The organism is Bacillus sp. GW821-FHT11D08, assembly GCF_058808515.1.
The window spans coordinates 113116-125480 of sequence record NZ_JBXARS010000007.1; the positions used below are offsets into that span (position 1 = coordinate 113116).

11 protein-coding genes and 1 riboswitch are annotated in these 12365 nt (G+C 45.6%); of the genes, 5 read left to right on the top strand and 6 right to left on the bottom strand.

The genetic code is table 11. The features are described from left to right. Window positions 1-19: 19 nt before the first annotated feature. Window positions 20-1945 (bottom strand): fructose-1,6-bisphosphatase, encoded by a 1926-nt coding sequence (gene fbp / locus AC1RRX_RS14840; RefSeq protein ID WP_014419314.1) that lies wholly within the window; start codon window positions 1943-1945, stop codon window positions 20-22. A gap of 298 nt (window positions 1946-2243) precedes the next feature. Further along, a riboswitch (glycine riboswitch) is annotated at window positions 2244-2324 on the top strand. A gap of 145 nt (window positions 2325-2469) precedes the next feature. Between fbp and AC1RRX_RS14845 the strand changes: the two genes are divergently transcribed. Next, window positions 2470-3816: an amino acid permease gene (locus AC1RRX_RS14845; RefSeq protein WP_007614904.1), complete on the top strand. Its 1347-nt coding sequence runs from the start codon at window positions 2470-2472 to the stop codon at window positions 3814-3816. Between the two features lie 140 nt (window positions 3817-3956). Then, window positions 3957-5189 (top strand): Fic family protein, encoded by a 1233-nt coding sequence (locus AC1RRX_RS14850; protein WP_038464495.1) that lies wholly within the window; start codon window positions 3957-3959, stop codon window positions 5187-5189. Window positions 5190-5233: 44 nt separating this feature from the next. On the opposite strand, the gene ahpF is transcribed toward AC1RRX_RS14850, so the two are convergent. Both ahpF and ahpC read right to left on the bottom strand, forming a co-directional pair. Further along, window positions 5234-6763 carry an alkyl hydroperoxide reductase subunit F gene (gene ahpF / locus AC1RRX_RS14855; protein WP_007614902.1) on the bottom strand — a complete coding sequence of 510 codons (1530 nt, stop codon included), beginning with the start codon at window positions 6761-6763 and terminating at the stop codon, window positions 5234-5236. 13 nt (window positions 6764-6776) lie between these two features. After that, a complete protein-coding gene (gene ahpC, locus AC1RRX_RS14860) occupies window positions 6777-7340 on the bottom strand; it encodes an alkyl hydroperoxide reductase subunit C (protein ID WP_004393188.1) in 564 nt (187 codons plus the stop codon). 298 nt (window positions 7341-7638) lie between these two features. On the opposite strand from ahpC, the gene AC1RRX_RS14865 reads away from it, so the two are divergent. Continuing rightward, the gene (locus AC1RRX_RS14865) at window positions 7639-8325 is read left to right on the top strand and encodes a VOC family protein (protein WP_144464722.1); all 687 of its coding nucleotides are present in this window, start codon (window positions 7639-7641) and stop codon (window positions 8323-8325) included. Between the two features lie 36 nt (window positions 8326-8361). Here AC1RRX_RS14865 and AC1RRX_RS14870 read toward each other — a convergent pair whose 3' ends face one another. The 3 genes from AC1RRX_RS14870 to AC1RRX_RS14880 form a co-directional block, all read right to left on the bottom strand. Next, window positions 8362-8817 carry an RDD family protein gene (locus tag AC1RRX_RS14870; RefSeq protein ID WP_014419310.1) on the bottom strand — a complete coding sequence of 152 codons (456 nt, stop codon included), beginning with the start codon at window positions 8815-8817 and terminating at the stop codon, window positions 8362-8364. Window positions 8818-8886: 69 nt separating this feature from the next. Next, window positions 8887-10053 carry an MFS transporter gene (locus AC1RRX_RS14875; RefSeq protein WP_076424816.1) on the bottom strand — a complete coding sequence of 389 codons (1167 nt, stop codon included), beginning with the start codon at window positions 10051-10053 and terminating at the stop codon, window positions 8887-8889. A 78-nt stretch (window positions 10054-10131) separates the two neighbouring features. Continuing rightward, the gene (locus AC1RRX_RS14880) at window positions 10132-10443 is read right to left on the bottom strand and encodes an ArsR/SmtB family transcription factor (protein ID WP_007407855.1); all 312 of its coding nucleotides are present in this window, start codon (window positions 10441-10443) and stop codon (window positions 10132-10134) included. A 142-nt stretch (window positions 10444-10585) separates the two neighbouring features. Between AC1RRX_RS14880 and AC1RRX_RS14885 the strand changes: the two genes are divergently transcribed. After that, on the top strand, window positions 10586-11005 hold the full coding sequence (locus AC1RRX_RS14885) for a DUF5391 family protein (protein WP_038464489.1): 420 nt from the start codon (window positions 10586-10588) through the stop codon (window positions 11003-11005). Between the two features lie 130 nt (window positions 11006-11135). Then, window positions 11136-12356, top strand: coding sequence for a beta-alanine-activating enzyme beta-propeller domain-containing protein (locus AC1RRX_RS14890; RefSeq protein WP_144464793.1), 1221 nt, complete (start codon window positions 11136-11138; stop codon window positions 12354-12356). Window positions 12357-12365: the final 9 nt, after the last annotated feature.

The following is a 12365-nucleotide window of genomic DNA, read 5'->3' on the forward strand; positions in this document are numbered from 1 at the left end:
TCCCTGAACTCCATATTCTTCACTTCATATACCGATACTCCCGCAGTTTCTCCAAAATCGCCACTTCTTTCATCAGTTCTTCACCGACGTTTGTTTCTTTCACTTTCTTCCGCTCCAGCTCTTTGTCGACTAATCGTTTCACTGTTAAGACGTCGGTTCCGGTGCTCAGCACTTCGGCCTTGGAGTTAAAGTGTTTATGGGCGACGAGCTGCATGCCGTAGGAGTTGTATAAGAGCGTGTAGCCGGCGATGCCTGTTGTGGATTGGTAGGCTTTGGAGAAGCCGCCGTCGATGACGATCATTTTTCCGTTTGCCTTGATCGGATCTTCGCCTTCGATTTCTTTTACCGGTGTATGGCCGTTGATGATATGGCCGTGATCCGGGTTGAGGCCGAATTCCTTCAGGATGTTTCGGCAGGCTGCTTCGTCTTCACGCAAATAGTAATACGGGTTTTTCTTTTCTTTATGCGTTTCCTTCTCTTTAATGAAATACCGCTCAAAGGTTGTCATGGCGCGTTTTCCAAAGAGGGAGGAGTATTCGCCTGTCCATAAGTACCAAGTCATATCTGTCGCCAGATCATCGGTTTCTTCCGGATGGGCAAACGCTTCCCGTAAGAACCGTTCAAATACATCGAGCAGCTCACGGCCCGCATAAGCTTTATCCTCTATCATCATCGTTTCCATGCTGCCGTTTTCATCGACGGGAATACAGCCGTGAATCAGCAGGTTGCCGTTATATTTTAAATAAAGGCTGCCTTTTTTCATCATAAAATTCATATGGCGGCCCAGTTTTTCGGAGTTCTGAACAGAGAACAGCAGCTTGTCCATGACTTCTGCTTCTTCCTCTAACAGCTCGTCAGGCTGTTTGGGATTCACCGTCGCAAAGCAGGTGTTTTCCAGTTGATATGTTTTTCCGTTCAGCGTGATTTCATTGCGGTCATAATCGATCTTTTCCAGTAACAGCCGTTCCTCCATATTAAAGTTCGGCCGTCTCTTAATAATCGGGCTCTCAAGCTTAAATTGGATCATCGCAATCGCCTGATGAATTTTTGTGATTTGTTTAATCTCATCTTCCGGTCTGTTTTCGTCCGCTTTCGGGCGGAAAGACGGGTTATCATCGTAATATTTTTCAGCAAGGTTCAATAGCGGTCTCAGATTGATGCCGTAAACGTCTTCAATAATATCCAGATTGTCATAGCGGGCACAGATGCGGATAATGTTTGCCAGGCATACTTTTGACCCGGAATAAGCGCCTATCCAGAGAACATCATGATTCCCCCATTGAATATCCACTGAATGATAGTTGATCAGTTCTTCCATGATCTTATCCGGCTGCGGTCCGCGGTCGTAAATATCGCCAACAACATGCAGATGGTCGACCACCAAACGCTGCGTGCTGTAGGCAAGGCCGGTGATCAGCTTATCGGCCTGGCCGAGCGCAATGATCTGTTCTATGATTTCGGAGTAGTATTGTTCTTTGTTGGCGGCTTGTTCTGTTTTGTACAGCAGCTCTTCAGAAATATAAGCAAATTGGGCGGGCAGTGCTTTGCGCAATTTGGAGCGGGTGTACTTGGAAGAACAATAAGAAACGAGCTTAATCATCCGATGAATCGTTTCTTTATACCACTCGTTTAATGCTTCCTTCGTATCAAAGTCATGTTTGATCAGCTTCAGTTTGTCTTCCGGATAATAGACCAAAGCCGCCAGTTCATCAATTTCTCTATCGTAAATGACGCCGCTGAAAATATCGCGAATCTTCTCTTTTACCCTTCCTGAACCGTTCCGCAGCACGTGCTGGAATGCCTGATACTCCCCATGCAGATCACTGACGAAATGCTCGGTTCCTTTCGGCAGGTTCAGTATCGCTTTCAGATTAATGATTTCCGTGACCACTTTTTCTTCACAATCGTATTTTTGTGCGAGCAGATCTAAATATTTCGTTTCCAATCTCGTCCATCCCCTTTTTATTTACGAGCAATTGTATGATAAAGTGAATTTAAAGTATGACATAATGTTTAAATGATTAGACCTTATATGATAGTACCGCATAACGCCTTTTTGAGACAATGAAAACGGAAAATACGCGCTTCAGGCATCAAAAATTGGACCCGGATAACGCCGTTCAGCTCATCCCTCTATTGACAATTCATTCAAGTTCCATTAAAATAAAAAGTTAGCTGATAGGTATTTCTATCAGAAACTCAATACGTAGCAGGCTATGATTGCTGTGGGTCGAACTACAGCAGGAGCGGCTTCTGGAGAGACCGCGGGTTTTCCGCGGCGCCGAAGGGTTCACAATCTCAGGCAAAAGGACAGAAGAGTACCGAATATGTATTTGTCATGCTGTTGATTGTCAGCGGCGCAGATATAATTTGATATTCTTATGACCATGAGATTGGAGGGCATCCAATCTCTTTTTTTATTGGCTTTTTTTGCTCGTCGTTCACTAGAGAGGTAAGGAGGAGTCAGATGTGGAGCAGCGAGAGCTAAAGAGGGACTTATCGAATCGGCACGTGCAGCTGATCGCCATTGGCGGCACGATCGGCACCGGATTGTTTTTAGGGTCCGGTAAGGCAATTCAGCTGGCGGGTCCTTCTATCATCTTTGCGTATTTTATTGTAGGTATTGCGCTTTTTTTCGTCATGCGGGCGCTGGGAGAACTGCTGTTATCTAAAGCGGGCTACCAATCATTAACGGATATTGCCGAGGCGTATTTAGGACCGCGTGCAGCGTTTGTCACCGGCTGGACCTACTGGTTTTGCTGGATTATGACGGCTATGGCTGATGTGATCGCCGTCGGTGTGTATGTGAAATATTGGTTTGATATTCCGCAGTGGATTCCGGCACTTATCTGTTTGCTCATTTTATTAGGGCTTAATCTGTTAACGGTTAAGATTTTTGGAGAATTGGAGTTTTGGTTCGCCTTAATTAAGGTAGTCACGATTCTCGCGTTAATTGTCATCGGTGTGGTTCTGCTGGTGATTGGGTTCAAAACGCATACCGGAACGGTTTCAGCGGCGAATCTGTGGGAGCACGGCGGCTTGTTTCCGAACGGATTTTCAGGCTTTTTGCTTTCGTTCCAGATGGTGATCTTCGCCTATGTCGGTGTGGAATTAGTGGGTGTGTCGGCGGCGGAAACGTCAAATCCGAAAAAAAATATTCCGTCCGCTATCAATAAAATTCCATTGCGGATTTTATTTTTCTACGTCGGGGCATTGCTCATTCTTTTATGTATTAATCCGTGGATGCAGCTGAATGCGGCGGAAAGTCCTTTTGTAAAGACCTTCAGCCTGGTCGGCATTCCGTTAGCCGCGGGAATCATTAATTTTGTCGTATTAACCTCTGCCGCTTCTGCTTGTAACAGCGGGATGTTTTCAACAAGCCGGATTTTGTATAACTTAAGCAAAACGAAACAAGCGCCTGCAAGTTTTGCGAAGCTGAATAAAAATCATGTGCCGAGCCGCGCATTATGGATATCGGTTATTGTGCTGTCAGCTGGCGCTCTTTTAAGCAAATTGATACCGGAAGCGGCTTTTGGCATCGTGACCACCATCAGCGCGATTTGTTTCATTTGGGTGTGGGGCGTGATTCTTGTCTGTCATATCAGATACAGGAAAACCCGTCCGGACTTACACGCAAGCTCGTCTTTCAAGGCGCCGTTTGCGCCGTTTATCAATTACGCCGTGCTGGCGCTGTTTGCCGTCATTCTGGTGATTATGCTGTTTGCGGATGCAACGCGCCCGGCTTTGCTGCTGACGCCGCTGTGGTTTATTGGATTATTTCTTATCTATCGGGCGAGAGGGAGAAAGACAGATTGAATTGCTTCAGACGGTGTACTGCCATGCAGTATGCCGTTTTTTGTTTTGATTGGAAAGCGAGAATATTTGTTAGAAATCAGGCTATAATGATTGTATAATTTAAAAAAAGTGTGTAATTTTAAATTAAGCGAGGTGATAATATGAAGTATGAGAAGTTATCTAAGCTTTTTTATAAAATGGATGCTGATTCATATGAGAAAGAATTTAAAAAGAGAACAAGCAGCTATGGCAGTTATTCAACATCATTAAACATACGGGGGTTCCGAAAAGGCCGACCCACGGAAGATTCATTTGAGCTATTTTATGTGAATACACATAAACTCATGAAGCTGAATAATGAAGTGTTGTTAAACAGTTCCAAAATTTCATCCCTTATCAGTCAGCTCCCTGAATTTGCTGTCAAACCTTATTTTGATAAATTAATTATTAATGAAGCACAAAGTAATAATGAAATTGAAGGAATCCGCAGTACAAAAAAAGAATTGAAAGAGGCTCTTAAAGCGTTAGAACAATCCGAGCCCTCACATAAGCGGTTTGTCGGATTGATGAAAACATATCAATTTATAGACCGAATTCCGTCGTTTACAAGCATTCATGACTTTAGGGAATTATACGACGAGCTGGTTGCAGATGAAATCGGAGCGGAAGATGCGCCGGATGGTGAGCTATTCAGAAAAGGCTATGTTGAAGTGAACGATGGGAACATGACCACCCATATCGGCGTCAATTCTGAACAGAAGATAACAGAAGCGCTTGAGGCTTTAATTGCTTATCTTCATGATGAAACACATCCCCAGCTGTATCGTTACATGACAGCTCATTACTACTATGAATACATTCATCCTTTTTATGACGGCAATGGAAGAACAGGACGCCTTATCGTTGGGAGTTATTTGTCCCGATACTTAGAAAAATATTCAGCCATCACTTTTTCTTACGCAGTTAATAAGAATAAAGATAAGTATTATAAGGCATTAGAGGAAATTCCCGCACCTTTAAACCGGGGAGAGCTGACTTTTTATTTAATGGATATGCTGGAATTGCTTCTGTCAGGACAAAAAGGAATTATTGAGGATCTTGAATTTAATTTAATGAAACTGAAACGAATTAGGAACTATATTGATAGCGATCAATGGGCTGATTATAAAGATGAACGTGATATTTTTAATATCATTATCACGATTAATGTATTTGTAAATGATCAGGTTACGCTGTCGGTGCAAGATTTAATGGAGCTCTCAAATAAATCGAGACATAAAATTAACAGAGTAATGGATTATTTAGAACAGCAAGGATTTGTTGAGCTGGTAAGCAGAAGGCCAAAATCTTATAAAATCAGCGAGGATTGTTTAGAGGAAATACTGCCTTCTTAATTAGTATATTTAAAAAAGCCGCCATTCATATGGCGGCTTTCACATTAATTCCGGATCAAATAATCAAATGCGCCTAAAGCGGCAGTTGCACCTGATCCCATGGAGATAATGATTTGGTTGTACGGGCCGTCTGTGCAGTCCCCTGCGGCAAATAGGCCGGGAACGCTTGTCGCGCCGCTCTTATCAACGATGATTTCGCCGATGCGGTTGCGTTCGACCGTTTCGTCTAACCATTCTGTATTAGGCACGAGGCCGATTTGGACGAATACACCTTGGAGTTCAACGTGTTTTTCTTCGCCTGTTTCACGGTCAACGAACGTAATGCCGTTTACGTTTTGGTCGCCTGTGATTTCTTTCGTTTGTGCATTTTTGTGCACAGTGACGTTTGGCAGGCTGTAAAGACGTTTTTGCAGGACTTCGTCTGCTTTCAGTTCAGGCGCGAATTCCAGCACAGTCACGTGATTGACGATACCTGCAAGGTCAATCGCCGCTTCGATTCCGGAGTTTCCGCCGCCGATAACGGCTACGTCTTTGCCTTCAAACAATGGTCCGTCACAGTGCGGGCAGTAAGCGACACCTTTGTTTTTGAACTCTTGCTCACCAGGTACGTTGACATTGCGCCAGCGGGCACCTGTTGAAAGGATCACTGTTTTACTTTTCAGTACAGCGCCGTTTTCAAGTTCAAGTTCGAAGAGGTCTTTTTTCTCAAGGCGTTTCGCGCGCTGAAGGTTCATGACGTCAATATCATAATCTTTCACGTGCTCTTCAAGGCTTGCAGCGAGCTTCGGTCCTTCAGTCGCTTTGACGCTGATGAAGTTTTCGATGCTCATGGTGTCGAGTACCTGGCCGCCGAAGCGTTCAGCGACGACACCGGTGCGGATGCCTTTACGCGCCGTGTAGATCGCCGCGCTTGCGCCGGCAGGTCCGCCGCCGACAACAAGAACGTCAAACGGCTCTTTGTCGGCAAACTCAGACGCATCTGCGCCGCTGCCCATTTTTGCGAGAATCTCTTCGATGGTCATACGGCCGCTTCCGAAAGATTCACCGTTTAAGAATACAGTCGGAACAGCCATAATGTTTTTGCTTTCCACTTCTTCTTTGAATGCCGCGCCGTCAATCATTGTATGAGTGATATTCGGGTTGAGCACGCTCATCATGTTTAATGCTTGGACGACATCAGGGCAGTTGTGGCACGTCAGGCTGATATAAGACTCGAAGCGGTATTCTCCGCTGATGTTCTTAATCTGGTCAATGACCTTTTGATCAGCCTTAGGCGCTCTGCCGCTGACTTGAAGCAATGCCAGCACTAATGATGTAAATTCGTGGCCGAGAGGAACACCGGCGAATGTAACGCCTGTGTCTTCTCCGGTACGATTAACGCTGAAGCTCGGTGTTCTGTTTAATTCAGTTTTTTCAACTGAAATTTTAGATGACATGGAAGCCAGCTCGTCAACGAGAGCCAGCATGTCCTTAGAAGTGTCATCGTCACCGGCGCTTACTTTGAGAACAATGTCGTTCTCAATTAGCTGCATGTATTGATTTAATTGTGCTTTGATATTTGCATCAAGTACCAATGGAATGCACTCCTTAGATTTTACCTACCAAATCAAGGCTAGGTGTAAGTGTTTCGCCGCCTTCTTCCCATTTAGCCGGGCAGACTTCACCTGGGTTTTGACGAACGTATTGAGCTGCTTTTACTTTGTTTACAAGGTTGCTTGCGTCACGGCCGATACCGCCTGCATTGATTTCAACTGTTTGGATAACGCCATCAGGATCGATGATGAATGTTCCGCGGTCAGCAAGACCAGTTTCTTCGTCAAGAACGTCGAAGTTGCGGGAGATCGTTTGAGATGGGTCACCGATCATTGCGTAAGTGATTTTGCCGATTTTTTCAGAGCTGTCATGCCAGCCTTTGTGTACGAAGTGAGTATCTGTAGAAACAGAGTATACTTCAACACCTAATTCTTTCAGTGCAGCGTATTGTCCTTGAAGATCTTCAAGTTCAGTCGGGCAAACGAAAGAGAAATCCGCTGGATAGAAGCAGAAAACGCTCCATTGACCTTTCAAATCTTCGTTTGTTACATCGATGAATTCACCGTTTTTGAAAGCTTTTGCTTCGAATGGCAGTACTTCTTTTCCGATTAAAGACATAATATCTTCCTCCTGAAATGTGATTTGAAATATATTAAAAAGACAAAGCATTCACTTTATCTTTCAATAATAATTCTAATTATATATAGATTATTAAATAACATTTATTTTTTGTCAAGCTATATGGGGTATTAATTTCTGCTTTTTTTGCTTTAGACGTTTAAAAACGCCTGGTATAAGCGGTTTGGCGCTGTTTGTCATGTTTAGCGCCGGGCGAAAGGGGGATTCTCAATTGGTGAATCGAAACAGTAGGAATCAACCCTTCTATATGGCAGTATAAACCAAAGGGGGTATGATCATGCAAATAAATAACATTACTTTGTACAGTTGTGCGTTGGAGGAGACGAAACACTTCTATGAACGGGTGTTAGGTTTTCCTTTAATTGATGAGTCCGGTGATTCGTTTACCATCAAGGCGGGAGAAAGTGAGTTGGAATTCAGGCGCGCCGATTCTCACTCTCATCCTACGTATCATTTCGCGTTTAACATTCCGAATAATCGTTTTGATGAGGCGAAGGCGTGGATAAAGGATAAAGTCGTTTTTCAAACGGAAGATGGCGAGGATGAGGTGTATTTCTCTCATATTCAGGCGCGTTCCTTTTATTTCAAAGATCCGTCCAACAATCTGGCGGAATTCATCGCGAGAGAAACATCGCCGCCAAGCGCGGAACATTTTTCGATTGAGTCCGTTCTGAATATCGGCGAGGTGAATCTGACGGCTGCCGAAGTCGTATCAACCGGGAGGAAGCTGCAGCGTTTCGGCATTCCGGTGAGAAAGCATGCGCCTCTTAGGGAAAATGGGTTTCATTTTATGGGTGATTACAATGATGGGGCGTTTTTGCTTTTAGGGCCGAGCGGCCGCCGCTGGATTTTTTCTGATCAGCATGCGGAGTTCCATCCGCTGTCTGTCATTGTGAACGGGACGATCCGCATTGAGGCTGACGGAAAGGGCGGCATTGACATCAGGCGGGCACAGCCGTCATAAAAAAGCCCGGGCTCAAAAGGCCCGGACTTGAGGTCATTATTTATAGACAACACGGGTGCTGCACATGATGTCGTGCAGCGTTTTTTTCTCTCCGAAGGCGCCCATGATGAATCCGATATAAAGAATGAGCTTAGATATGATATATGCGAAAGCGCGTCCGAAGGCCTGGCCGATGGATATCCGTCCGCCATCCTCATTGACGACCTTAAGGCCGAGCAATGCTTTTCCCAGTGTCCCCTGCATCTTTGAGGCCGTGAGCAGGCTGAAATATAAGATACTGATCACAAAAGAGCTCGCAAGAATCGGGATGACGCCGAACACCAGAAAAGAGATGTTAAACTGATTTTCGGTCATGAAGGGGTCAGCCGCCGCAACGCCTGCCGCAAATAAAAAAGAGACCATAAATTGAATGATAAAAATCGGAATTCCTATGATGATTTGATCAATGACGTAAGCCAGAAACCGAATCCAAAATCCTGCCGGTCTTTCCATGTATCTTTTTCTCTCCCTTGCTTTAATCTGGAATATTATACGTAATCATTCCGGATTTTGCAACGGAGCTTAAGCTTTTGCGAGCAGCCTCTTTCCCCATGCCAAGCGTCCCATGATCAGCCCGAAAGCCAGAAGGGCAAACATGATGCCGCACCACATCAGCTGATGGATTCCCAAATGTGAAATAAACCAGCCGCCCGCCGCCGTTCCGATGGTGATGCCGAGGTTGGAAAAAGAGACAAACAGGCTGTTGCCGAATTCGGGCGCCTCCTTTGCTTCCGCAGTAAGCCATGTCTGGCTGACAATGAGACCGCCGGAATGAACGGCGCCCCATACGAAGACGAGAACGGCCATCGGCGCGAAAGACGTCCCAAACCCGTATATGAGCAAGTAGGCGGCTGTATAAAGAAGCGGAAACAGGATGACGGTCTTTTTCATATTTTTATATAACAAAGCGCCGAAGACGAAATTCCCGGCTATCATAATCACCCCGAAGCTCATCAGCATGAAGCTGACCCATGTGCCGTTCATATGGGACACCCGTCCGAGGTACTCCGCAAAATAGCTGTAGACAGAAAACATGGCCGCAAAGAGACAGGTGACGGCAGCGATATTGAGCCACAAAGCCAGTTTGCGAAGGATGCCGAGCTGACTTCTGAAAGACATTTTTTCTGTGACCGGCATGGATGGCAAAAAGAGAAGAATGCCCGTGAATGCGATGAGACTGATGATAGCGCCGAATAAGAAGGCGGCTTCAAGGGAGAGACGCTCCGCCAGATAAGACGTGAAAGGCACGCCGAACGCAAAGCCGGCGGTGATGCCTGAAAAGACTTTCGTTACGGCTTTTCCGGATTGGCCGGCGGGGACAAGCCGGGCCGCGGCCGCAAGCGCTACAGAAAAGAACACCGGGTGGCATAAAGCCGGAATGATCCGAAACGCCAGCATGACACTGAAATGCGCCGTATACGCGTAGACCGCATTTGAAACGGCGAACATCAGCACCGCCAAAAGCAGAATGACTTTCCGGTTTATGCCTGAAGCAAGCAAGGTCAAAAACGGTCCCGACACAGCGACGATGAACGCGAAAATACTGACAAGCCACCCCGCTTTTGAAGCAGAAATATGAAATCTGTCCGCCACTTGCGGAAGAACGCCGATAATGCCCATTTCGGTCGTGATAATTCCGAAAACCCCTAATGCCAAAAACAGAATGAAGATGGAGCTGCTTTTTTTCATTGTTATGTATGCCTCCTTTTATAACTACATATACAGAAAAATAGATATGTTAGAACAAAAAAAGCCCTCCTTTCATGGTTATAGCTGGTGCTGAACATAGTCAGCAAAGGCTTTAATTTGTTTTTCATTCCTTCTGTAATAGGTCCACTTCCCGATTCGTTCAGATTCCAGCAGGCCGGCTTTTTGCATGGTCAGCAGGTAGCTGGAGATGACGGACTGCGCAAGCCCCGACTTTGCCTGAATATCACCGACGCAAATTCCGGTGCGGAAACTGAGTCCCTGATCAAGATAAGGTCTTTCATCAAAATGGTCTTCCGGGTGTTTAAGCCACGTCATAATATCACTTCGTGTTTTGTTAGATAGCGCTTTATGAATCAATATCGGTTCCATAACGTTTATTATATCTATTTTTCTGGATTTGTAAATTCGTTTTTAACAAAACATTCTCAAAGTAACTAAATATCGTGCTAAAATATAACATATTATCAGATTACCGGTAAAAAAGCCGGGTTATTGTCAGGAGGATATTCACATGAATCAAAAGAAAAAAGGTGCGGTTGCGATGACCTTGCTTTCCGCTCTGCTGTTTTGTTTATTGCCGGTCATCGGCTCGCTTTCTCCGTTTGCAGAAACGGGGCCGAACGCGAATCGTTTTAATTCCGCGGGCATGTGGGCCGCCGTCGGTCAGATCCTTTTTATATATGCGGTCCCGCTCATTATGTATATTCTCGGTGTTCGTGTCATGAAAATCATCATGGCCGTTTTTTGCGGAATCGGGCTTCTCATTTGCGCGGCTGTCTTTTTGGTAACGTTATTGGTCGTAACTTCTTCGGAACAGGAGCTGTCTCTTTATTACGGCCTTCTCGTTTGGTCAGGCGCGGCTTTTATCGTCAATGTGGTGTGGTATATTGCCGCGTTTCGATCATCCCCGAAGCATCAGCAGGCTATGTGACATTTGTTCTATAAATCTGCCGAAAATACAAATATTTCATAGGTTAATTATGGTATGATCGAAGTGATATAGCAGCTTTTAATAGAAACGGGAGGAACTAACATTGAAAAAAAAGACAGCTTCATTGCGAATGAAAACATTGGCGGCCGGCGCTGCGGTTGCTGCGGCTTTATCTGTGGGAGCGGTTTCTGATCTGCCGGGGGCAAAATGGCTGCATCCGGCGGCTGCTCAAGCTGCGGAAACGGTATTTAAACAAAATCATGCGGCATCCGGTTTCTTGGCGGGACGGTATGACGCGCAGGCGATGTCTCCGACGATGTTCAACTGGTCAAGAGAAAGCCGGTTTACAAGCACTGCCGATGGCGCGTTAAAATGGGAAAAGAATGTTCCGGCCAATCCTCAAAACGGTGCGGGAGCCGCGGTTGACAGGGACGGCACCGTATTTATTCAATCAAAAGACGGGAAGCTGACGGCGTATCATCCGGACGGTACTGTGAAATGGGTGACGGAAAACCTCGGGACGACCTATATGCTGACTCCGGTGCTCGGAACAAACGGTGTCATTTATCTTCCTTCTCACGATAAAAAACTATATTTCATCGACAAAGAAACCGGAAACATTTTAACATCGGTTCCGCTGAGCGGAGCGCCTAGTTCCGATGCGGCTATCGGCTCTGACGGCACGCTGTATGTGTCGACGCTGGATAACTATATCTATGCGATTAAACCGACGTCGCCTTCGACATGGACGCAAAAGTGGAAGTTTAAAACAAACGGCGTGGTCGGTTCCGCTCCCGTGTTAGCATCAAACGGAACGCTGTATACGGCAACGTACAATAATATCTTTTACGCGATCAATTCCGGAACGGGCCAAGTGAAATGGTCAAAAACGACGTCCAACGGGTTTAAAGGCTATCCGGTTATTGATAGAGACGGCACCGTTTACGCCGGAAACCAGGACGGCAACTTATACGCCTATACATCAACGGGTGCTGTAAAGTGGACGTTCCCGTTAAACAGTTTCTCCAGCTCTTCATTAGCGATCGACCATAACGGCAATGTGTATATCGGTTCCGGAAGCGGCGAGCTGTTTTCCATCAGCAAAACCGGTAATATGAACTGGTCTTTCTATACGGACGGGCCTGTGAGAACGGCGCCGCTGATTGATGCGGACGGCAATGTGTACTTCGGTTCTGACGATAAAAATGTCTATGCGGTTGACGCTGACGGTAATGAAAAATGGCGCTATCAAACAGACAGCAATGTCATTTCCTCCCCGGTTCTGGCTGAAGACGGCACGCTCTATGTCGGTACTTATACGAAACTGCTCGCATTCGGGGCAAAAAAATAATTAAAAAGA

Bases quoted from the DNA above. Each gene is read 5' to 3' on its own strand.
- AC1RRX_RS14850 (WP_038464495.1), top strand. From the start codon at position 3,957: ATGAAGTATGAGAAGTTATCTAAGCTTTTTTATAAAATGGATGCTGAT.
- ahpC (WP_004393188.1), bottom strand. From the start codon at position 7,340: ATGTCTTTAATCGGAAAAGAAGTACTGCCATTCGAAGCAAAAGCTTTC.
- AC1RRX_RS14865 (WP_144464722.1), top strand. From the start codon at position 7,639: ATGCAAATAAATAACATTACTTTGTACAGTTGTGCGTTGGAGGAGACG.
- AC1RRX_RS14870 (WP_014419310.1), bottom strand. From the start codon at position 8,817: ATGGAAAGACCGGCAGGATTTTGGATTCGGTTTCTGGCTTACGTCATT.
- AC1RRX_RS14875 (WP_076424816.1), bottom strand. From the start codon at position 10,053: ATGAAAAAAAGCAGCTCCATCTTCATTCTGTTTTTGGCATTAGGGGTT.
- AC1RRX_RS14880 (WP_007407855.1), bottom strand. From the start codon at position 10,443: ATGGAACCGATATTGATTCATAAAGCGCTATCTAACAAAACACGAAGT.
- AC1RRX_RS14885 (WP_038464489.1), top strand. From the start codon at position 10,586: ATGAATCAAAAGAAAAAAGGTGCGGTTGCGATGACCTTGCTTTCCGCT.
- AC1RRX_RS14890 (WP_144464793.1), top strand. From the start codon at position 11,136: ATGAAAACATTGGCGGCCGGCGCTGCGGTTGCTGCGGCTTTATCTGTG.